The following is a 20,119-nucleotide window of genomic DNA, read 5'->3' on the forward strand; positions in this document are numbered from 1 at the left end:
GGAGACATGAGCAGCCAGACGAGCACGTCCGCCAATTCCGAGGCCATCACCCCCGGCAACACCGTCGAACAGCTTGTCGAGGGGACCGCCCATGCGCTGGCCAAGCCGCGCATGCGCGGCTGGATCCACTTCATCTCCGCGTGGCTGGCGATCATCACCGGCGCGACGCTGGTGTCGGTGTCGTGGGCGGCCTCCTCGCCGCGCGCCGGTCATTCAACGCTGGTCTATGCGGCGGCCACGGTGGCGATGTTCGCCGTCAGCGCCACCTATCACCGGGTGCAGTGGGCGTCGGAGGCGGCGCGAAATCGCATGAAGCGGCTCGATCACTCGATGATCTTCGTGTTCATCGCCGGCAGCTACACGCCGTTCGCGCGCCTGGCCATGCCACAGCAGACCGGCGTGGAGGTGCTGTGGATCGTGTGGGGCGGCGCGTTGGCGGGCATCCTGCTGAAGGTGTGCTGGCCGTCGGCCCCGCGCTGGCTGGGTGTGCCGCTATACCTGCTGCTGGGGTGGGTGGCCGTGTGGTACTGCCCGACCATCCTGCACAAGGCCGGCGTGGCCGCAATGGTGCTGCTAGCCGTCGGCGGCGTGCTCTACAGCGCCGGCGGGATTTTCTACGGGCTCCGTTGGCCCGACCCGTGGCCCAGGACGTTCGGCTATCACGAGTTTTTCCACGCGTTCACCGCGGTCGCGGCGATCCTGCACTACATCGCGATGTGGTTCGCGGTGTTCTACGTCGGTGACCAGGCGTGGCTGGTGCACTGAGCGGCTAGGAGTGCGTGACGTCGGCCGCTGACCAGTAGGCCTTCATGTGGGCGACCTTGCCGTCCTCGTCGAACGCCATCACGTCGATCGGCTCGATCACCATCCGGTGTTCCCCCGCGACGATCGTGAGGCGGAAATGGAAGGCCGCCTCGTTGCCGGCGACCCGCAGCGTCACCAGCTCGCATTCGCGCTGCCCATTGTCGAGCGCCGAGTAGAAGCGGTGGATCGCCTGGCGGCCGATGTGCACCTCACCGCCGACGGGATCCTCGACGGTGGCGTCATCGGCGTACAGCTCGACCAACTCGTCGGAGCCGCCCTTGGCGACCAGTTCGATGTAACGGTTGACCGTGTCGGTGATGTGTTCAGCGCTCGGCATGAAACGTCACGCTACCGTGGCGCCGCCAACGCCTCCGCGAGGTCTTCGGCGGTGGCGACCGGCAAGTCGCATACCCGGCCGCGGCACACGTAAGCGGCGTCGGCGCCGGCCACCCGGTCCCGGCCGGCCAGCAGCGCCGACGAGTCTTTTGCCCCGCCCACGACGATCGCCCCGCCGGGTGCCAGCCGTCGCGCAGCGGCCAACAGCGGCGACCGCGACGGATCGCAGGCGACCGCGATCTGCAGCGGTCCGCGAACCGCGGCCTCCGCCACGGCCAGCCAGTGGCCGGCCGACCGCGGCGCGCGCTCCAGCAGCAGCGAGTGCTCGCGCAGCGCGTCGGACGCCGCCCGCAGGTACCGCTCCGCGCGATCACCGTCGACCAGGTGCGCCGCGGTCAGCAGCGCCTCGGTGATGGACGATGCGCCCGACGGGGTCGCCCCGTCCAGCGGGTCGGCTGGCCGCAGCATCAACGCCTCGGCGTCATCGGCGGTGTCGAACCAGCGACCGGGCCGCCGCGCGTCGGCGAAGTGCCGCAACGCGGTGTCGAGCAGGTCGGTTGCCGCCGTCAGCCACCGGTCGTCGGCGTCCAGCTGATAGAGCGCGAGCAGGCCGGTGGCCAGCATCGCGTGGTCCTCGAGGATGGCGGCGCTGTCGCCGACCACCCCGCCCAGGCTGGCGCGCCGCAGCCGCCCGTCGACGAGGTGCGAGCCCAGCAGCGCGGCCGCGCAGTCCCGCGCGGCTTTTGCCAGCTCGGGCGCGTCCATGGCCACGCCGGCCTCGGCCAGCGCGGTGATCGCCAGGCCGTTCCAGGACGTGACGACCTTGTCGTCGCGCCCGGGCTGGGTACGGGTGAGCCGGGCGGCAAGCAGGGCGGCCCGGACCCGCTCGAATCGTTGCGGGTCGTCGGGGTCGGCCGGCAGTTGCAGCACCGAGGTCCCGTGTTCGAATGTCCCGCTCGCGGTGACCGCGAAAACGGTTGCGGCCCAAGCGCCGTCGTCGGGGCCCAGCACCTCGGTGAGCTGCTCGGGCGTCCAGACGTAGGTCGAACCCTCGCGGCCGTCGGCGTCGGCGTCCAGCGACGAGGTGAACATGGCGCCGTCGGCCAGATCGTCGAGCAGAAAACGCGCGGTCTGCGCGGCGATTCGCCGCGCGAACTCATCCCCGGTCCGGCGGGCCCAGTGCGCGTAGGCGCGCAGCAGCAACGCATTGTCGTACAGCATCTTCTCGAAATGCGGTACCACCCAAGCGTTGTCGACGCTGTAGCGGGCAAACCCGCCGGCGAGCTGGTCGTAGATGCCGCCGCGGGCCATCGCGCTGCCGGTGCGCGCGACCCCCTGAAGCGCCGCCGCCGACCCGGTGCGCTCGTAGTTGCGCAGCAGCGCCTCCAGAATCGCCGACGGCGGGAATTTGGGGGCGCCGCCGAAGCCGCCGTGCACCGTGTCCGCGTCGTCGAGCACCGCGGCGACCGCGCGGTCACACAGCGCCGGCGCGACGTCCGGCCCCCCGCCAGGCAGCCCGGCCGACATCGCGCGCAGCTCGCCCGCGATGGCATCCGACGCCTCCTCCACCTCGCCGCGGCGCTGCCGCCAGGTGGCGGACACCGCCGAAAGTAGTTGGAGGAAACCGTCTTTCGGGTAGTAGGTACCGCAGAAGAAGGGCCGGCCGTCGGGCGTCAGGAAACACGTCATCGGCCAGCCGCCGTGTCCGGTCAGCGCGACCGTGGCGTTCATGTAGACGGCGTCGAGGTCCGGGCGTTCCTCCCGGTCGACCTTGACGCAGACGAACCCGGCGTTCATGGCGGCGGCCACCTCGTCGTCCTCGAACGATTCGTGGGCCATGACGTGGCACCAGTGGCAGGCGGCGTAGCCGATGGACAGCAGGATCGGTACGTCGCGCTGTGCCGCGGCCGCCAGCGCCTGCGGGCCCCACTGCTGCCAGTGCACCGGGTTGTCGGCGTGCTGGCGCAAGTACGGGCTGGTGGCCAGCCCGAGGGTGTTCGTCGTGGCAGCGTCAGCCGGGCTCATCGCCGGGTCCCGGTGGCCGCTGCGGTCCGTTCCCCTGGCCCGGCGAGTTTCCGTCGGCCTCGTCGACCGCGTCGGTGCCCTCGTCGGCGGCCTGATCGGGCTCGGGGTGCTTGGGGTCGAACGACTCGGGCACCTTCTTCAGCTGCCGGTTCATCGATCGCAGCAGCAACAGCGTGGCGATCAACAGCAGCACGACGATCAGCAGCGCGATCGGGCTGGCCTTGCCGAAGTCGGGCCCGGTGTGCTGCGGCGTGCCGTCGGCCAACGCACTCGCCATCAGATAGAGGTGGTTCACCCGTCACCCTCGATTCCGACGAACAGGTCCTCCTCGGGAAGCCGGACGGGGACCCGCGAACGCGCCAGCTCGAACTCCTCCGTCGGCCACAGCCGCTGCTGCCATTCGATGGGGGCGGCGAAGAAATCGTGGTCCGGGTCGATCTGGGTGGTATGCGCCCGCAGCGCGTCGTCGCGTTGGCTGAAATACGCCGAGCACTCGACGCGCGTCGTCACCCGGGACTCGAACGGATCGTGCGAAGCGTCCCAATGCTCGAGCCACTTCTTGAACGGCGGTTCGTGACCGTGTTTGAGAGCCTCGTCGTGCAGCAACTGCATCCGAGCCCGCAGGAAACCGTGGATGTAGTAGAGCTTGGACACCGTCCACGGCTCGCCCGCGTCCGGGAACCGCCGATAGTCTCCGGCGGCCTCGAAGGCGCCGACCGAAACCTGGTGACAGCGAATGTGATCCGGATGCGGGTAGCCGCCGTTCTCGTCGTACGTGGTGATCACGTGGGGGCGAAACTCGCGGACCACGCGCACCAGGGACTCGACCGACTCCTCCAGCGGCACCAGCGCGAAGCACCCTTCGGGCAACGGGGGCGGCGGGTCCCCTTGGGGCAGCCCGGAGTCGACGAAGCCCAGCCAAGTGTGCTCGACACCGAGGATCTCGGCGGCCTTCGCCATCTCGTCGCGGCGGATCTCGGCGATGTGGCCGTGCACCTCCGGCAGATCCATCGCCGGGTTGAGAATTTCGCCGCGCTCGCCGCCGGTCAGCGTCACCACCAGCACCCGGTGGCCCTCGTCGGCGTAGCGGGCGAGGGTGGCCGCGCCCTTGCTGGACTCGTCGTCGGGGTGGGCGTGCACCGCCATCAACCGCAGTTCGCTCACGTGCCCCCTTGTCGGTTCACTGGTCGCGGGTTACGAACCTATAATTCCAGTTCTTCAGATCGTTGCATGCTGCCGGCCGGTGTCCGGCAGCCGACCGTTCAGGCATACCCAGGCATGACCGAGACTTTCCCTTCCCCGCCGCGGGCCCGCTACGGGCGGACCGGGCGCCCGCGGGTGCCGCGGCGCTGGGTGGTCATCGGCCTGGGTGCGCTGGTGGCGGCGGCGGGCCTGGTGATCGCCGTCGTCGGCTACCAGCGGCTGGGCACCAGCGCCGTGAGCGGGACGCTTTCCGGCTATCGGGTGCTCGACGACGAGACGGCGTCGGTAACGATCAGCGTGACGCGATCCGACCCGTCACGGCCGGTGGACTGCATCGTGCGGGTCCGGGCCAGGGACGGCAGCGAGACGGGCAGGCGGGAGGTGCTGGTCGGACCGTCCGCGGCGGCCACGGTGCAGCTGACCACCACGGTGAAGTCCAGCAAACCGCCGGTCATGGCCGACATCTACGGGTGCGGCACCGACGTGCCCGCCTATCTGCGGCCGTCGTGACAACATCCGAACTGCGAATTTGGGGTCATCAATTGTTTGCGCGGTGGTAACATGGGTGAATGCACGGTTCCTGATGGGACCGTGTATTGCTGCATTAAGGCCGTGAGCAGAACGGATCGGCGGCACACGGGGAGAGAACCCGGATACTCCCGGCGGTGGGGTTTAACAGGCTTACGCGGTTACGCGGAACAACAACACGAGGAGCACGACGAGATGACGGACACTTCGGTGACGTGGCTGACCCAGGAGTCACATGACCGGCTGAAGGCGGAGCTCGATCAGTTGATCGCGAACCGTCCGGTCATCGCCGCGGAAATCAACGACCGCCGTGAAGAAGGCGATCTGCGCGAGAACGGCGGATACCACGCCGCCCGCGAAGAGCAGGGCCAGCAGGAGGCCCGCATTCGTCAGCTGCAGGACCTGCTCAACAATGCCAAGGTCGGCGAAGCGCCCAAGCAGTCCGGCGTCGCATTGCCCGGCTCGGTGGTGAAGGTCTACTACAACGGCGACAAGTCGGACACCGAGACGTTCTTGATCGCCACCCGCCAGGAGGGCGTCAACGACGGCAAGCTCGAGGTGTATTCGCCCAACTCACCGCTGGGCGGCGCCCTGATCGACGCCAAGGTCGGCGAGACCCGCAGCTATGTCGTGCCCAACGGCAACACCGTCGAGGTCACGCTGGTCAGCGCGGAGCCCTACCACTCCTAGCCTGCCCGGCGTACTAGCCGAGCGCCTGGTCGAGGTCGGCCAGCAGGTCGGCGACGTCTTCGATGCCGACCGACAGCCGCACCAGGTCGTCGGGCACTTCCAGTTGCGAACCGGCCGTCGACGCGTGCGTCATGGCGCTCGGGTACTCGATCAGCGACTCGACGCCGCCGAGCGATTCGGCCAGGATGAACACCTCGGTGCCGCCGCACAGATCCCGGGCGGCTTGCCTGCCGCCCCGCATGCGCACCGACACCATGCCGCCGAACCCGCGCATCTGCCGCGCGGCGACCTCGTGCCCGGGGTGACTCGGCAGGCCGGGGTACAGCACGGTGCTCACAGCCGGGTGCCCGGCGAGGAATTGCGCGACGGCCCAAGCGTTTTCGCTGTGTCGCTGCATCCGCAGCACCAGGGTCTTCAGCCCGCGCATGGTCAGGTAGGCGTCGAACGGGCCGGGCACCGCGCCGGCGCCGTTCTGCAGGAACGCGAACGCCCCGTCCAGCTCCGCGTCGTTGGTGATCAACGCGCCGCCCACCACGTCGGAGTGGCCACCGATGTATTTCGTGGTCGAATGCAGCACCACATCGGCGCCAAGCGTCAGCGGCTGCTGCAGCGCCGGCGAGGCAAACGTGTTGTCCACCAACACCTTTAGCGACGTTTGTTTGCCCAGTTCGGCGAGGGCCGCGATGTCGGCGATGGACAGCAGCGGGTTGGTCGGTGTTTCCACCCAGATCAGGCGGGTGTGCGGCGTGATCGCAGCGCGGACGGCGTCCAGGTCTGACAGCGCCACCGGCGTGTAGTGCACGCCCCACCGCGTGAACACCTTGTCGATCAGCCGGAAGGTGCCACCGTAGGCGTCAGTGGGGATGATCACGTGGTCGCCGGGCCGCAGCATCGCCCGCAGGGCGCAGTCGGCGGCGGCCATGCCCGACCCGAACGCCCGCCCGTAGCCGCCCTCTTCGACGGCCGCGAGCGAGGCCTCCAGCGCCGAGCGCGTCGGGTTTCCGGTGCGCGCGTATTCGAACCCGCCGCGCAGCGCGCCGACGCCGTCTTGGGCGAACGTGCTGCTGGCGTAGATCGGGGCGTTGACCGCCCCGGTCGCCGGGTCCGGCCGGTAGCCGGCGTGAATCGCTTTGGTGGCGAGTCCGGTGAAGTGTCCGGTGCGGTCGGCGCTCATCGACGATCAGCCTAGGCGACGGCCACCTCGGTCACCCGGACCAGCCCGGCTGTGGCTCGGTTCCGTCGAGCGGCAGGCAGACCGTCGTCATGATCTTGTCGGCCAGCGTTTGTCGCTTCGAATCCCACAGCGGGAAAAGGAAACCGATGAAGCAGATGATCGCGTCGACGAAGTGCGCGAGGGAACGCACGACGGACATTCCGAACCCGATGGGCTGGCCGGTGACCTCGCTGACCACCTTGAACTTCATCACCGACTTGCCGACGCTCGACCCCGTGGTGCCCTGGCGGTAGCCGTAGTTCCAAATCAGGTAGAACAGCCCCACCAGCGACGCCAACCACTGCGCGGCCATGCCGATGGTCGAGTTCTGCGTCGCGCAGTATTGGTTGACGGCGTACTGCGTGACGTCGGTAACGCACGCCGTCTGCTGCGTGGCGACCAGGATCCCGGTGCCGATACCGTGCACGACCGCGTACGGGAGGATGTCGATGATGAACGCCACGAACCGGGTGAGCCACGGCGTGTAGGACTCCGTCGGCAACGTGCGGATCGCCGGTCCGGGAGGTGGCGGCGCGTACCCACCGGAGGACGGCGGGGGCGGCGGGTAGGAGCCGCCGGGCGGGGGCGGCGGCGGGTAGGAACCGCCGGGCGGTGGCGGCGGAGCGGACGGGGTCTCCTGCCCACCGGGTGACCCGGGCGACGAGGGAGGTGGCGGGTAGGCGCCGCCGGGCGGCGGTTGATCCGTCATGAGCAACCCTTCCACTGCGGACCAGCTGAACCAGGCGGCATTACAGTACCTGAGCGCGCAGCGGCCGGGCGAGAACGCGGCGCACGCCGAACCGCCTCCCCGCTAGCGTCGTCGCGGCCCCTCCGAGAGGAAGCCCAGCAGGTCATACCGGGTGATGACCCCAACCGGTTTGCCCTCCTCGACCACCATCAACGCATCCCAGTCGCGCAGCGCCTTGCCGGCCGCGCTGACCAACTCTCCCGCGCCGATCATCGGCAGCGGCGGGCTCATGTGCAGTGACACCGCGTCGGCCAGCTTCGCCCGGCCCTCGAAGACGGCCGACAGCAGCTCGCGCTCGGAGACGCTGCCGGCCACCTCGCCGGCCATCACCGGCGGCTCGGCCCCGACCACGGGCATCTGGGAAACCCCGTACTCGCGCAGGATGCCGATGGCGTCGCGGACCGTCTCGGACGGATGGGTGTGCACCAGGTCGGGCAGTTCGCCCGACTTGCGCCGCAGCACGTCACCCACCCTGGCCTGTTCGGTCGACCCGTCGAGACGGCTGCGCAGGAACCCGTAGGAAGACATCCAGGCGTCGTTGAAGATCTTCGCCAGGTAGCCGCGCCCGCCGTCGGGCAGCAAGACCACGACGAGCGCGTCGGGTCCGGCCTCCTCCGCCACCTTCAGCGCGGCCACCACCGCCATCCCGCACGACCCGCCGACGAGCATCGCCTCCTCGCGGGCCAGCCGCCTGGTCATGTTGAAGGAGTCCGAGTCGGACACCGCGATGATCTCGTCGGGCACCGTGCGGTCGTACGCGGCAGGCCAGAAATCCTCGCCGACACCCTCGACCAGGTAGGGCCGCCCGGTTCCCCCGGAATACACCGAGCCCTCGGGGTCGGCGCCGATGATCCGCACCGCACCGCGCGACACCTCTTTGAGGTAGCGGCCCGCGCCGGTGATCGTGCCGCCGGTGCCGATGCCGGCGACGAAGTGCGTGACCTTGCCGTCGGTGTCGGCCCAGATCTCCGGGCCGGTGGTGGCGTAGTGACTGGCCGGGCCTTCCGGGTTGGCGTACTGATCGGGCTTCCAGGCGCCGTCGATCTCCCGGGTCAGCCGGTCGGAGACGCTGTAGTAGCTGTCCGGGTGCTCCGGCGGCACCGCCGTCGGGCAGACCACCACCTCGGCGCCGTAGGCGAGCAGCACGTTGCGTTTGTCCTCGCCGACCTTGTCGGGGCAGACGAACACGCATTTGTAGCCACGCTGCTGGGCCACCAGCGCCAGGCCGACGCCGGTGTTGCCGGACGTCGGCTCGACGATGGTGCCGCCGGGCTTGAGGAGCCCGGCCGCCTCGGCGGCGTCGATCATCCGCACCGCGATCCGGTCCTTCGAGCTGCCGCCGGGGTTGAGGTACTCGACCTTGGCCGCCACAGTGCCGGCGCCGTCGGGAACGACGGAATTCAGGCGAACCAGCGGCGTGCCGCCGATGAGTTCACTGATGTGCTGGGCGATCCGCATGCGTTCATCGTGTCAGGCAGCTTCCGGGGCTGCACGATGTGCTTCCCTTTGGCGGACGGCAGCGGTTGCGCTACCCGGTGGCCTCGCGGATGTATTCGCCGATCTGGCGCAGCGAGCGAACCGCCTCCGGCACCATCGGCGCGGCGAGCTGGAAGTCGTGAATCTGCCCGGGCCAGACCCGCACCTCGGCCGGCACGCCGACCGCGGCCAACCGGCTCGCCGCCAGCCGTGCGTCGTGCAGCAACACCTCGGATCCCGAGACGTGGATCAGCGTCCGCGGCAGGCCCGGCTTGATGTGCTCCAACGGCTCGTAGATCTCCTCGGGCTCGCCCGCGACTTTGCGTTTCTCGGCCGCGCTAGCAACCAGCTCGGCCAGCGCGTCGAACGCCCGGGACGAGAACATCGCGTCGGTGTTGATGTTGGGATGTGCCTGCTTGTATTCCTTTGCCAGCTGCAGCAGCGGCGAGATCGCTACCAGCGCCGCCGGTTCCTCGCCTTCCTCTTGGAGGCGTTGCGCCAGCGCCAGCGCCAGGTAGCCGCCCGCGGAGTCGCCGGCCAGCACGATCTGCTCCGGCGGGTATCCGCGCAGCCGCAGCCACTGGTATCCGTCATGGCAATCGTCGAGAGCCATCCCGATCGAGTGCTTGGGCAGCAGGCGGTAGTTGACCACCAGGATCGGCGAATCAGCAAACTTCGACAGCGCCTCCACCAGCCGGCCGTGCGAGTTCGCCCCGCACGTCAGGAACGCCCCACCGTGGAAGTAGACGACCACCCGGCGGGTGCCGTCGGCGGGCAGCACGCCGGGCGCGCGCACCAGCTGCGCCGAGGCGTTGGGCAACCTCACCGTCTCGCGGACGGTGGCCGTCACCGGGAGCACCACCCGGGCTGCCAGGTCGATCAGGCCCCAGGGCCAGGGGAAGTTGGGGACGTGGCTGCCGACGGACAGAACCGGCCGGATCGTCACCCGCGAGGTCAGGTTGGCCACCCGCGCAGCAACGCTGGGCCCGGATTCGAGAACCTCGACCGGCGCGCCATCGCTCATCGCGAACTTGCGCGTCTCGGCGCGACGGGCCCTCAGGACTTGGTCTGGCCGGATGGCATTCCGGGGCGAGCCGGATACCTTGCCGGGTGCGCTCATGCTCAACACTTCCTACGCCTTTGTAGTGCGATACAGCATGTGACGAGGCGGCTAGGCGTCCGGTTCAGCCCTTTGCTCAAGCCGCTCAGCCAACTCCCCGGAATTAGCTTGACAGGCAACACTTAGAGCAACGTTTGAATAGTCTGATTCGATACCAAATCGATTTGCGCCGTGATCGGATTGTTCGTCAGCCGACCCCGCAAACATCCGAGCCGATCTAAAATGGTTCCGTGACCATGCGGGTGCCCCGCCGTTCGGCGATCGCCCTGGCCACAGCGGGCGCACTCGCCTCCACGGGAACCGCCTATCTGGGGGCGCGCAACCTGCTTGTCGGCCAGGCGACGCACGCGCGCACCGTCATTCCGAAATCATGGGACATCCCGCCGCGCGCCGACGGCGTGTACAGCCGCGGCGGCGGGCCGGTGGAACGGTGGCGCCGCGGTGTGCCGTTCGATCTGAGCCTGATGATCTTCGGCGACTCGACCGCCGCCGGTTACGGCTGCATGAGCGCCGAGGAAGTGCCGGGGGTGCGGATCGCGCGGGGCCTCGCCGAGCAGACCGGCCAGCGGATCCGGCTGAGCACAAAGGCCATCGTCGGCGCGACGTCGAAGGGCGTTTGCGGTCAGGTCGACGCGATGTTCGTGGCCGGACCGCCGCCGGATGCGGCGGTGATCATGGTCGGCGCCAACGACGTGACTGCCCTCAACGGCGTCAGCCAGTCGGCGCAGCGCCTCGGGATGAGCGTTCGCAAACTGCGGGCCCGCGGCGCGGTGGTGATCGCCGGCACCTGCCCGGATCTGGGCGTCATCACCGCCATCCCGCAGCCGCTCCGCTCGCTCGCACACGAGCGTTGTTCGCAACTTGCGCGCGCCCAAGCCGCGTCGGTTCGGGCCGCCGGCGGCATGCCGGTACCGCTGGCGCAGCTGCTGACACCGCAGTTCCGGTCCACGCCCCACGTGATGTTCTCCCCGGACGGCTACCACCCGTCCGCCCCGGCATACGCGATCGCCGCGGACGCGCTGCTGCGCGCGCTGTGCGAAGCGCTGGGCGAGGAGGTCGACCTGCCGCCGCTGGAGTTGGCGGCATCGACGACCGCGCCGGTGCTCGGTCAGCGCCACACCCGAACCAGCGTGATGTCGCGGCTGTGGCGGCGCCCGGGACCGCGACCCGCCCCGTCTTCGTGCCCGCCGGTCGGCAACGACTAGATTTGTCCTAGCCCGTCGGCGTGGAGTCACCACCCGGTCTTTAAAGCGAGCTCGCCCGGATGAAGGGAACCGTCATGCCTGAAGCCGTCATTGTCTCTGCCGCCCGCTCGCCGATCGGCCGCGCGATGAAGGGGTCGCTGGTCTCCATTCGGCCCGACGACCTGGCCGCCCAGATGGTGCGCGCGGCGCTGGACAAGGTGCCCGCGCTCAACCCGCACCAGATCGACGACCTCATCCTGGGCTGCGGCCTGCCGGGCGGCGAGTCCGGCTTCAACATGGCGCGCGTGGTCGCCGTCGAGCTCGGCTACGACTTCCTGCCGGGCACCACGGTGAACCGGTACTGCTCGTCGTCGCTGCAGACCACCCGGATGGCCTTCCACGCCATCAAGGCGGGCGAGGGTGACGCGTTCATCTCCGCGGGTGTGGAGACCGTGTCCCGGTTCGGCAAGGGCAACTCCGACTCGTTGCCCGACACCAAGAACCCCCTGTTCGACGAGGCCCAGGAGCGTTCGCAGGCCGCGGCCGCGGGCGCCGACGAGTGGCACGATCCCCGCGCCGACGGCAAGCTGCCCGACGTCTACATCGCGATGGGGCAGACCGCCGAGAACGTGGCCATCCTGACCGGCATCAGCAGGGAAGACCAGGACCGCTGGGGGGTGCGCAGCCAGAACCGGGCCGAGGAGGCGATCAAGAGCGGGTTCTTCGAGCGCGAGATCTCCCCGGTGACCCTGCCGGACGGCAGCACCGTGAGCACCGACGACGGACCCCGGCCGGGCACCACCTACGAAAAGGTCTCCGAGCTCAAGCCGGTGTTCCGGCCCAACGGCACCGTCACCGCCGGCAACGCCTGCCCGCTGAACGACGGTGCCGCCGCGCTGGTGATCACCAGCGACACCAAGGCCAAGGAACTGGGCCTGACCCCGCTGGCGCGCATCGTGTCCACCGGGGTCAGCGGCCTCTCCCCGGAGATCATGGGCCTGGGCCCGATCGAGGCGTGCAAGAAGGCGCTGGCGCGGGCGAAGATGTCGATCAACGACATCGACCTCTACGAGATCAACGAGGCCTTCGCGGTTCAGGTGCTCGGTTCGGCGCGCGAGCTGGGCATGGACGAGGACAAGCTGAACGTGTCCGGCGGGGCGATCGCGCTGGGCCACCCGTTCGGCATGACCGGCGCGCGGATCGCGACCACGTTGATCAACAACCTGCAGACACACGACAAGACGTTCGGCCTGGAGACCATGTGCGTCGGCGGCGGGCAGGGTATGGCGATGATCATCGAGCGGCTGAGCTGACCGAGCACCGTCGCCCGCGGGCCCGCCGTCAGCGCACCCTCGGCGGCACGAAAAGACCGGCACGCCGATCGGCGTGCCGGTCTTTTCGTTGACGAGGACTAGTTGTGATGTCCAGGGAGGTTGGTCAGTCGTGTCACGGGTGGCTGGCCTCCGATGGCGGAGTGGGCTCGGTGATGATTGTAGAAATGCAGCCAGCCGGGCAGTGCGGTGTCGCGCTGTTCGGTTGACTCGTAGAGCTGGGCGTAGGCCCAGCCGTCGGCGAGGGTGCGGTGGAATCGCTCAATCTTGCCGTTGGTCTGAGGTCGGTAGGGACGGGTCCGCTTAGGGGTGATGCGCAGTTCGGCGCAAGCGTCGCGCCATGCGCTGGACCTGTAGGCAGACCCGTTGTCGGACAGCACTCGTTCAACGGTCACGCCGCGCTCGGCGAACCAGGCCACCGCGCGCTGCAGCACGCCGATCGCGGTGGCAGCTTTCTCATTGGTGCAAATCTCGGCGTAGGCCATGCGGGAGTGGTCGTCAATGACGGTGTGTACGAATGCCGTTCCGATCCTGGGACGCCAATTCTTGGCGGAGTCGCCGCGATTACCGGTGCGGTGGGCCGTCTGTATCGCGTTGTGCTTACTTTGTTGTCGGCTCACGAACTTGTGGCCGCCGCCGTCGGGAATGTTGCCGAACTTGGTGACATCGACGTGAATCAGCGCGCCGGGATGAGCGTGCTCGTAGCGGCGCAGTGGCTCACCGGTAGCGCGATCGATGGCCGACAGGCGGTTGATCCGACAACGGGTCAGCACTGCGTGCACAGTCGATGCCGGCATGCCCAAGCGTCCGGCGATCTGCACGGGCCCGAGCCGGTGACGCCACCGCACGCCGACTATCTGTCGCACGAGCTCAGGCGCAGTGCGGGTGGGGCTGATCCGCGGCCGGGAGCTGCGGTCAATCATCCCGAGCGCACCTTCGGCGCGGAAGCGGTCGGCCCACTTCTTGGCAGTTCGCGGTGCGACCATGAACATCTTGGCGGCCTCGGCGTAGGTCCAGCCACCCTCGACGATCAGCTCAGCGAGCCTCAACCGAGCACGCGGGGTCAAAGCAGCATTAGCGTGGGACACGAAGGCCTCCTGGTTTGTGAAGCGGTTCCTAGACAGCTCCACTTCACAACGGGAGGCCTTCACCTGTCACACAGGCTCACCGATACCAAACAGGACAACGTCCCTGGACATCACAACTAGTCGTTCTGCAGGTAACTGAGCAGACGCAGGATCTCGATGTAGAGCCAGACCAGGGTCACGGTCAGGCCGAGGGCGATGCCCCAGGCCGCCTTTTCCGGTGCCCCGGCGCGCACCATCTGGTCGGCCGCGTCGAAGTCGATCAGGAAGCTGAACGCCGCGATCCCGATGCACACCAGCGAGAAGATGATCGCGATCGTTCCGCCGCTGCGCAGGCCCAGGCCGGTGCCGCCGCCGACGTGGAACATCGCGAGCACGAAATTGCCGAGCATCAGCGCCAGCACGCCGAACAGCGCGGCGACCAGCATCCGGGTGAACTTGGGCGTCACCCGGATCGCCCCCGTCTTGTAGACGACGAGCATGCCGAAGAACACCCCGAAGGTGCCCAGGACCGCCTCCGCTATCAGCGACCCCGCGTTGGCTTGCGAGACCGCGAAGTTGGCGAAGACGAAGGAGATCGCGCCCAGGAAGAGCCCCTCGAGGACGGCGTAGCTGAGCACGATGGCCGGGCTGTCCTGCTTGCGGCCGAAGGTCGCGACCAGCACCAGCCCCAGGCCGCCGAGCGCGCCGATCATGGTCAGCGGCATCGCCAGCGCGAGGTTGGACGCCACCAGGAAGTAGGACACCACGGCGGACACCGCCAGCACGGCCAGCGTGATGCCGGTCTTGGTGACGACGTCGTCGATGGTCAGCGGACGCGCGGCCCTGGTCTCCTGGTAGGGAGCTTGATAGGGGGCCGCGTAGGGGTCGGCACCGTAGCCCTGCATGGGGGCCGCTCCCGTGCCGAATTGCGCGTATCCGCCCCGCTGCTTGGGCAGCGTACGAAATACCGGGTTGCTTGTCTCCCGCACCGTCGGATCCTCTCTATTGGCTTCGAGCTGTGCGAACACAATCTCAACGATCAGCGTGCCGTCCGGGTTCCCAGCCGACGTGGCTGTGCTCGGAGCCTTTGCTGGTGTCGTCGCGTTAAAGATAACCCTTACCCGCGGGTGTCGCGTCGGTCGTCACGATCTAGATTTCTCGTCGAGACGGACCGGCAATGGGAGGCTGAGGCGTGACCGACGAATCCGATGAGGTTTCGACCCGAATCGACGGCGACGTCGGTCTGATCACGCTCAACCGCCCCAAGGCGATCAACTCGCTGAACCAGCAGATGGTGGAGGCGCTGAGCGCCACACTCACCGACTGGGCGCACGACGACGCGGTGCGGGCGGTGGTGCTCTCGGGCGCCGGCGAGCGCGGGCTGTGCGCCGGCGGCGACGTCGTCTCCATCTACCACAGCGCGCGCAAGGACGGGGTCGAGGCGCGGCGGTTCTGGCGCGACGAGTATCTGCTCAATGCCCAAATCGCGGACTTCCCCAAGCCATACGTGGCGCTGATGGACGGCATCGTGATGGGCGGCGGCGTCGGCGTCAGCGCGCACGCGAACACGCGCGTGGTGACCGATACCTCCAAGATCGCGATGCCCGAGGTCGGCATCGGCTTCGTTCCCGACGTGGGCGGGACGTTCCTGCTGTCCCGGGCACCCGGGGGGCTGGGTCTGCACGCCGCGCTGACCGGAGCGCCGTTCTCCGGAGCCGACGCCATCGCGATGGGATTCGCCGACCATTACGTGCCGCACGACGACCTCGAGGCGTTCACCCGGGCGATCATCGCCGACGGCGTGCAGAGCGCCCTCGCCAAGCATGCCATCGAGCCACCGCCGAGCGGCCTTGCCGCACAGCGCGATTGGATCGACGAATGCTACGCGGGCGACACCGTCGAAGACATCGTGGCGGCGCTTCGCGGGCACGGCGCCGGTCCGGCCGAACAGGCGGCCGACCTGATCGGCACCCGGTCGCCGATCTCGTTGTCGGTGACCCTGGAAGCCGTCCGGCGCGCCGCCAAACTTCAGACGGTGAAAGACGTGCTCGTTCAGGACTATCGGGTGTCGTCGGCGTCGTTGCGGTCTCACGACTTGGTCGAGGGCATCCGCGCACAGCTGATCGACAAGGATCGCGAACCAAAGTGGTCGCCGGCCACACTGTCCCAGGTGACCCGGGCCGACGTCGAGGCGTATTTCACCCCGGTCGACGACGACTTGACCTTCTAGAAAGGCGATTTGGATGACGGACACTGGCTACGAAACCATCCTGGTTGAGCGCGACGAGCGCGTCGGCATCATCACCCTGAACCGGCCGAAGGCGCTCAACGCGCTGAATACTCAGGTGATGAAAGAAGTCACCACTGCGGCAACGCAGTTCGACAACGATCCCGGCATCGGGGCGATCATCATCACCGGTTCGGCCAAGGCGTTCGCCGCCGGCGCCGACATCAAGGAGATGGCCGGCCTGAGTTTCGCCGACGCGTTCGACGCCGACTTCTTCGCCCCCTGGGCCAAATTGGCCGCCGTGCGCACGCCGACCATCGCCGCGGTGGCGGGGCACGCGCTCGGCGGCGGCTGCGAGCTCGCCATGATGTGCGACGTGCTGATCGCCGCCGACACGGCGAAGTTCGGCCAGCCGGAGATCAAACTCGGTGTGCTGCCGGGCATGGGTGGTTCGCAGCGCCTCACCCGCGCCATCGGCAAGGCCAAGGCCATGGACCTCATCCTGACGGGCCGCACCATCGACGCCACCGAAGCTGAACGCAGCGGCCTGGTTTCGCGCGTGGTGCCGGCCGACGACCTGCTGACCGAGGCCAAGGCCGTGGCCACCACCATCTCCCAGATGTCACGGTCGGCGGCCCGGATGGCCAAGGAGGCCGTCAACCGCGCGTTTGAATCGACGCTGTCCGAAGGGCTTCTCTACGAACGTCGGCTCTTCCACTCCACCTTCGCGACCGAGGACCAGTCCGAAGGCATGACGGCGTTCGTCGAGAAGCGGGCCCCCAAGTTCACCCACCGATAGGACGCCTCGATGAGCGAGCCGAGTTCCGCGACGACCGCCCCCGAGGACGAAGCCGAACCGGAAGGCAAACCCGACGCCGGCCCCGAGACTCGCGAGCCGCGGCTGACCCAAAAGCCTTGGTGGGTACGCCATTACACGTTCACCGGCACCACCATTGGCCTCGTCTTCATCTGGTTCTCCATGACGCCGTCACTGCTGCCGCGCGGCGCCCTGTTCCAGGGACTGGTCAGCGGTATCTCGGGCGCCATCGGCTACGGGCTGGGCGTATTCACCGTGTGGCTGGTCCGCTACATGCGCACCAAGAATTACAGCCCCCCGGCCCCGCGCTGGGCGTGGAAGGTGCTGATCCCGATCGGCGCGGTCGGCATGGTGCTCATGGCGATCTGGTTCCACGTCTGGCAGGACGACGTGCGCGACCTGATGGGAGTTCGGCACCTGCAGTGGTACGACTACCCGGTGGCGGCGGGCCTGTCGCTGGTGGTTTTGTTCACCCTGGTCGAGGTTGGCCAGTTCATCCGCTGGCTGGTCCGTTTTCTGGTGGGGGAACTCGACCGGGTCGCGCCGTTTCGCCTCTCGGTGACCATCGTGGTGGTGCTGCTCGTGGCGCTGGCCATCACGCTGCTCAATGGCGTGGTGCTCAAGTCCGCGATGCGCACCATGAACAACACCTTCGCCTCGGCGAACAACGAGATGAACCCCGACACCGCGCCGCCCAAGACCCCGCTGCGATCCGGCGGTCCCGAGTCGCTGGTGTCGTGGGAATCCCTTGGCCACCAAGGCCGCATCTTTGTCGAAGCCGGCCCGACAGCTAACCAGCTGGCCGCGTTCAACGGCGCTCCGGCAACCGAACCGATCCGCGCCTACGCCGGGCTGAACTCCGCGCACGGCATCACGGAGACCGCCGAACTCGCGGCGCGCGAGTTGCAGCGCACCGGCGGGCTGCAACGCGCGGTCGTCGCGGTCGCGACGACCACCGGCACCGGCTGGATCAACGAGGCGGAAGCCGACGCGCTCGAGTACATGTACAACGGCAACACCGCGATCGTCAGCATGCAGTACTCGTTCCTACCGAGCTGGCTGTCCTTCCTGGTGGACAAGGAGAACGCCCGCCACGCCGGGCAGGCGCTGTTCGAGGCCGTCGACCGGCTGATCCGCCAGATGCCCGAAGGGCAACGCCCCAAGCTCGTCGTCTTCGGTGAAAGCCTGGGATCGTTCGGCGGCGAGGCGCCGTTCATGAGCCTCAACAACGTCCTCGCCCGCACCGACGGCGCCTTGTTCAGCGGACCGACGTTCCAAAACACCATCTGGACCGACCTGACGTCGACGCGCGACCGCGGTTCCCCGGAGTGGCTGCCGGTCTACAACGACGGCAGGAACGTTCGATTCGTCGCTCGCCCAACGAATTTGGGGCGCCCCAACTCCGCTTGGGACCACCCGCGGGTGGTCTACCTGCAACACGCCTCGGATCCGATTGCCTGGTGGTCCCCCGACCTGCTGTTCGGCGAGCCGGACTGGCTGCGGGAGCGGCGGGGCTACGACGTGCTGCCCGAAACCCGCTGGATCCCAGTGGTGACGTTCCTGCAAGTCACTGCGGACATGGCGGTGGCGGTCGACGTGCCCGAGGGGCACGGCCACCACTATGTCGCCGACGCGGCCGACGCCTGGGCAGCCGTGCTGTCACCGCCCGGTTGGACGCAGGAAAAGACCGCCAGGCTGCGGCCACTGCTGCATTCGGATGCCACCTCCACCGGCTAGCTAGAGCCAGCGGCGACCGGGGTTGACCGAACCGGCACACGAAAGCTGTTCCAGCACACCGGCACCCGCGAGGGCGTGGTATCCGCCGATGACGTCGGTGGCGCGGTGCAGGCCGATGTCCAGCAGCGCCGCGGCCGCGAGGCTGGAGGTGTAACCCTCCGAGCACACGATCACCCATTCGACGTCGTCACCGACGGCCTCGAGCAGCCTGGCCTCGCTGGTCGGGTCGCAGCGCCACTCCAGGACGTTGCGTTCGATCACCAGCGCGCCGGGGATCTCACCCTCTCTGAGGCGCTGGGCCTGCGGCCGGATGTCGACGAGCACCGCCCCACGCCGCAGCGCATCGGGCACCTCGGCGGCGGAAAGGCGGCGATAGCGGCGCCGCGCGGATCTCAGCACAACGTCGATGCGGCTCATCACGGTCCTTCCGGCTGGTCGGTTAGCTCGGTGCGCTGGCGGCGCAACCGATTTTGGTCGTTGACCTCGTAGTAGGACATCGCGGTCAGCGGCGGCGAATAGGCGTGCACGCTGAGCGAAGGCCGCGCCGGCCCCGAGACGAGCTGCGTCACGGGCCGGGGCGCCCACACTACGTCGTGCACCCAGCCCAGCGGGAATCCGGCCTGATCCCCGGCGTCCAGCCGGCGTTGCCGCAGGACGCGGCCGTCCCAGCGGAACTCGTTGAGCGACCCGGACACGACCGTCAGGGCGCCGAGGGACCCGCCGTGGTCATGCAGTTCGGTGTGATGACCGGGAACCCAACTGATCAGCCAGACGTCCAACTCCTCGTCGCCGTGGATGCGGGTGAACCAGCGGCGCGACTCCGGTATCCCGCCCCGGGGCAGCAGGTGGTCGCACCGCCCGCTCAGCACGTCGTCGGCGGCCTGGTCGGTGGCGTACAACAGGTCGGGAACCCGCAGTCGGGTCGGTCCCGACGAGGGGGACGAGAGGGTCCGCGGACGCAGCGCGGCCGGAAGGGCGAGGGGCAAAGACATGGTAGAGCTCCAGAGACAACGGATGGGACGGGCGGCGGCGTGTTACGGCCGACAACACTCGCAAAATCCGAAGCGCTCCATCACGGCCGCCAGTGTTGCATAGATTGGGCTGGTGCGCTGGTGCGGTGATCGAGCCCGGCTGTGGGGCACGCTCGTCGCGGCGGCCGGCTTGGTGGCGGCCACGGGGTGCTCCCACCACGGCACGCCGGGCGGTAAGCCCGCGTCCTCGCCGGCGCCGGCGGGCATACCCGGCGGCCCCAGTGCGGTGCCCCCGGGCGCCGTCGGGCTCTCGTCGGCCGGCGTGACGACCAGGGTCGACGTCCCGGCGGATGCGACCGAGGAAGAGTATTACCAGGCCTGTCACGCCGCGAAGCTGTGGATGGATGCCCAGCCCGGAACCGGTCGGTCGTACTACGAGCCCTATCTGGCGATGGTCCAGGCCGCGCCGTCGGGCACTCCGGGCAGCTGGAACAGCCGATGGGCGGATCTGACGCCGGCCCGGCAGGCGGCCCTCATCACCGCCGCGCGCGCCGCCGCCAACGACGAATGCGGTTAGAGCTTTCGTATCCCCCACGCAATTGAATTCACGGCTAGAAAAACTGCCGACCCGCCCGGTGCCGG

Annotated in this window: 21 protein-coding genes; 9 read left to right on the forward strand and 12 right to left on the reverse strand. The window is 68.7% G+C overall.

Features of this window, described 5'->3' with window-relative positions; translation table 11 throughout:
* The first annotated feature begins 6 nt into the window (after positions 1 to 6).
* Positions 7 to 765: a hemolysin III family protein gene (locus KXD96_RS23475; protein WP_260740456.1), complete on the forward strand. Its 759-nt coding sequence runs from the start codon at positions 7 to 9 to the stop codon at positions 763 to 765.
* Between the two features lie 4 nt (positions 766 to 769).
* On the opposite strand, the gene KXD96_RS23480 is transcribed toward KXD96_RS23475, so the two are convergent.
* The 4 genes from KXD96_RS23480 to mca are packed head-to-tail and all read right to left on the reverse strand — an operon-like array spanning position 770 to position 4,329.
* Positions 770 to 1,141, reverse strand: a complete 372-nt coding sequence (locus KXD96_RS23480; RefSeq protein WP_260740457.1) for a nuclear transport factor 2 family protein — start codon at positions 1,139 to 1,141, stop codon at positions 770 to 772.
* An 11-nt stretch (positions 1,142 to 1,152) separates the two neighbouring features.
* Positions 1,153 to 3,165: a thioredoxin domain-containing protein gene (locus tag KXD96_RS23485; protein ID WP_260740458.1), complete on the reverse strand. Its 2,013-nt coding sequence runs from the start codon at positions 3,163 to 3,165 to the stop codon at positions 1,153 to 1,155.
* On the reverse strand, positions 3,152 to 3,460 hold the full coding sequence (locus KXD96_RS23490) for a hypothetical protein (protein WP_260740460.1): 309 nt from the start codon (positions 3,458 to 3,460) through the stop codon (positions 3,152 to 3,154). The genes KXD96_RS23485 and KXD96_RS23490 overlap by 14 nt, the downstream gene beginning before the upstream one ends.
* Positions 3,457 to 4,329 (reverse strand): mycothiol conjugate amidase Mca, encoded by an 873-nt coding sequence (mca, locus tag KXD96_RS23495; RefSeq protein WP_260740461.1) that lies wholly within the window; start codon positions 4,327 to 4,329, stop codon positions 3,457 to 3,459. Before mca ends, KXD96_RS23490 begins: the two co-directional genes overlap by 4 nt.
* Positions 4,330 to 4,443: 114 nt before the next feature.
* On the opposite strand from mca, the gene KXD96_RS23500 reads away from it, so the two are divergent.
* A complete protein-coding gene (locus tag KXD96_RS23500) occupies positions 4,444 to 4,878 on the forward strand; it encodes a DUF4307 domain-containing protein (protein WP_260740466.1) in 435 nt (144 codons plus the stop codon).
* Positions 4,879 to 5,091: 213 nt separating this feature from the next.
* Positions 5,092 to 5,586 (forward strand): transcription elongation factor GreA, encoded by a 495-nt coding sequence (gene greA / locus KXD96_RS23505; protein WP_007168983.1) that lies wholly within the window; start codon positions 5,092 to 5,094, stop codon positions 5,584 to 5,586.
* A gap of 13 nt (positions 5,587 to 5,599) precedes the next feature.
* Here the strand turns inward: greA and KXD96_RS23510 are convergent, their stop codons facing one another.
* The 4 genes from KXD96_RS23510 to KXD96_RS23525 form a co-directional block, all read right to left on the reverse strand.
* On the reverse strand, positions 5,600 to 6,760 hold the full coding sequence (locus KXD96_RS23510; protein ID WP_260740528.1) for a cystathionine gamma-synthase: 1,161 nt from the start codon (positions 6,758 to 6,760) through the stop codon (positions 5,600 to 5,602).
* Between the two features lie 31 nt (positions 6,761 to 6,791).
* Positions 6,792 to 7,508 (reverse strand): RDD family protein, encoded by a 717-nt coding sequence (locus KXD96_RS23515; RefSeq protein WP_260740529.1) that lies wholly within the window; start codon positions 7,506 to 7,508, stop codon positions 6,792 to 6,794.
* 102 nt (positions 7,509 to 7,610) lie between these two features.
* A complete protein-coding gene (locus tag KXD96_RS23520; RefSeq protein WP_260740531.1) occupies positions 7,611 to 9,005 on the reverse strand; it encodes a cystathionine beta-synthase in 1,395 nt (464 codons plus the stop codon).
* 70 nt (positions 9,006 to 9,075) lie between these two features.
* Positions 9,076 to 10,143 (reverse strand): alpha/beta hydrolase fold domain-containing protein, encoded by a 1,068-nt coding sequence (locus KXD96_RS23525; RefSeq protein WP_260740533.1) that lies wholly within the window; start codon positions 10,141 to 10,143, stop codon positions 9,076 to 9,078.
* Positions 10,144 to 10,385: 242 nt separating this feature from the next.
* On the opposite strand from KXD96_RS23525, the gene KXD96_RS23530 reads away from it, so the two are divergent.
* Both KXD96_RS23530 and KXD96_RS23535 read left to right on the forward strand, forming a co-directional pair.
* Positions 10,386 to 11,348 carry an SGNH/GDSL hydrolase family protein gene (locus tag KXD96_RS23530; RefSeq protein ID WP_260745522.1) on the forward strand — a complete coding sequence of 321 codons (963 nt, stop codon included), beginning with the start codon at positions 10,386 to 10,388 and terminating at the stop codon, positions 11,346 to 11,348.
* 74 nt (positions 11,349 to 11,422) lie between these two features.
* Positions 11,423 to 12,640, forward strand: a complete 1,218-nt coding sequence (locus KXD96_RS23535) for an acetyl-CoA C-acetyltransferase (protein WP_260740535.1) — start codon at positions 11,423 to 11,425, stop codon at positions 12,638 to 12,640.
* Positions 12,641 to 12,738: 98 nt separating this feature from the next.
* On the opposite strand, the gene KXD96_RS23540 is transcribed toward KXD96_RS23535, so the two are convergent.
* Together KXD96_RS23540 and KXD96_RS23545 are read right to left on the reverse strand one after the other, a co-directional pair.
* Positions 12,739 to 13,746, reverse strand: coding sequence for an IS481 family transposase (locus KXD96_RS23540; RefSeq protein ID WP_260740536.1), 1,008 nt, complete (start codon positions 13,744 to 13,746; stop codon positions 12,739 to 12,741).
* Positions 13,747 to 13,862: 116 nt separating this feature from the next.
* A complete protein-coding gene (locus KXD96_RS23545; RefSeq protein WP_260740538.1) occupies positions 13,863 to 14,714 on the reverse strand; it encodes a Bax inhibitor-1/YccA family protein in 852 nt (283 codons plus the stop codon).
* A 203-nt stretch (positions 14,715 to 14,917) separates the two neighbouring features.
* Here KXD96_RS23545 and KXD96_RS23550 point away from each other — a divergent pair, with 203 nt between their 5' ends.
* The 3 genes from KXD96_RS23550 to KXD96_RS23560 are packed head-to-tail and all read left to right on the forward strand — an operon-like array spanning position 14,918 to position 18,506.
* The gene (locus KXD96_RS23550) at positions 14,918 to 15,955 is read left to right on the forward strand and encodes an enoyl-CoA hydratase/isomerase family protein (protein ID WP_260740540.1); all 1,038 of its coding nucleotides are present in this window, start codon (positions 14,918 to 14,920) and stop codon (positions 15,953 to 15,955) included.
* Positions 15,956 to 15,968: 13 nt separating this feature from the next.
* A complete protein-coding gene (locus KXD96_RS23555; RefSeq protein WP_260740542.1) occupies positions 15,969 to 16,751 on the forward strand; it encodes an enoyl-CoA hydratase in 783 nt (260 codons plus the stop codon).
* 9 nt (positions 16,752 to 16,760) lie between these two features.
* Complete coding sequence (locus KXD96_RS23560; RefSeq protein WP_260740544.1) at positions 16,761 to 18,506, forward strand: alpha/beta-hydrolase family protein; 1,746 nt, start codon at positions 16,761 to 16,763, stop codon at positions 18,504 to 18,506.
* Here KXD96_RS23560 and KXD96_RS23565 read toward each other — a convergent pair whose 3' ends face one another.
* Both KXD96_RS23565 and KXD96_RS23570 read right to left on the reverse strand, forming a co-directional pair.
* Complete coding sequence (locus KXD96_RS23565) at positions 18,507 to 18,923, reverse strand: rhodanese-like domain-containing protein (RefSeq protein ID WP_260740545.1); 417 nt, start codon at positions 18,921 to 18,923, stop codon at positions 18,507 to 18,509.
* Positions 18,923 to 19,498, reverse strand: coding sequence for a cysteine dioxygenase family protein (locus tag KXD96_RS23570; RefSeq protein ID WP_260740548.1), 576 nt, complete (start codon positions 19,496 to 19,498; stop codon positions 18,923 to 18,925). The genes KXD96_RS23565 and KXD96_RS23570 overlap by 1 nt, the downstream gene beginning before the upstream one ends.
* Positions 19,499 to 19,610: 112 nt before the next feature.
* Here KXD96_RS23570 and KXD96_RS23575 point away from each other — a divergent pair, with 112 nt between their 5' ends.
* Positions 19,611 to 20,054, forward strand: coding sequence for a lipoprotein LpqV (locus KXD96_RS23575; RefSeq protein WP_260740550.1), 444 nt, complete (start codon positions 19,611 to 19,613; stop codon positions 20,052 to 20,054).
* Positions 20,055 to 20,119: the final 65 nt, after the last annotated feature.

The sequence above is a fragment of the Mycobacterium sp. SMC-2 genome, from assembly GCF_025263485.1.
Taxonomy (GTDB): Bacteria; Actinomycetota; Actinomycetes; order Mycobacteriales; family Mycobacteriaceae; genus Mycobacterium.

What these genes read in the sequence shown, in the direction of transcription:
- KXD96_RS23475 (WP_260740456.1), top strand. Translation starts at nt 7, where the DNA reads ATGAGCAGCCAGACGAGCACGTCCGCCAATTCCGAGGCCATCACCCCC.
- KXD96_RS23480 (WP_260740457.1), bottom strand. Translation starts at nt 1,141, where the DNA reads ATGCCGAGCGCTGAACACATCACCGACACGGTCAACCGTTACATCGAA.
- KXD96_RS23485 (WP_260740458.1), bottom strand. Translation starts at nt 3,165, where the DNA reads ATGAGCCCGGCTGACGCTGCCACGACGAACACCCTCGGGCTGGCCACC.
- KXD96_RS23500 (WP_260740466.1), top strand. Translation starts at nt 4,444, where the DNA reads ATGACCGAGACTTTCCCTTCCCCGCCGCGGGCCCGCTACGGGCGGACC.
- greA (WP_007168983.1), top strand. Translation starts at nt 5,092, where the DNA reads ATGACGGACACTTCGGTGACGTGGCTGACCCAGGAGTCACATGACCGG.
- KXD96_RS23510 (WP_260740528.1), bottom strand. Translation starts at nt 6,760, where the DNA reads ATGAGCGCCGACCGCACCGGACACTTCACCGGACTCGCCACCAAAGCG.
- KXD96_RS23515 (WP_260740529.1), bottom strand. Translation starts at nt 7,508, where the DNA reads ATGACGGATCAACCGCCGCCCGGCGGCGCCTACCCGCCACCTCCCTCG.
- KXD96_RS23520 (WP_260740531.1), bottom strand. Translation starts at nt 9,005, where the DNA reads ATGCGGATCGCCCAGCACATCAGTGAACTCATCGGCGGCACGCCGCTG.
- KXD96_RS23525 (WP_260740533.1), bottom strand. Translation starts at nt 10,143, where the DNA reads ATGAGCGCACCCGGCAAGGTATCCGGCTCGCCCCGGAATGCCATCCGG.
- KXD96_RS23535 (WP_260740535.1), top strand. Translation starts at nt 11,423, where the DNA reads ATGCCTGAAGCCGTCATTGTCTCTGCCGCCCGCTCGCCGATCGGCCGC.
- KXD96_RS23555 (WP_260740542.1), top strand. Translation starts at nt 15,969, where the DNA reads ATGACGGACACTGGCTACGAAACCATCCTGGTTGAGCGCGACGAGCGC.
- KXD96_RS23560 (WP_260740544.1), top strand. Translation starts at nt 16,761, where the DNA reads ATGAGCGAGCCGAGTTCCGCGACGACCGCCCCCGAGGACGAAGCCGAA.
- KXD96_RS23565 (WP_260740545.1), bottom strand. Translation starts at nt 18,923, where the DNA reads ATGAGCCGCATCGACGTTGTGCTGAGATCCGCGCGGCGCCGCTATCGC.
- KXD96_RS23570 (WP_260740548.1), bottom strand. Translation starts at nt 19,498, where the DNA reads ATGTCTTTGCCCCTCGCCCTTCCGGCCGCGCTGCGTCCGCGGACCCTC.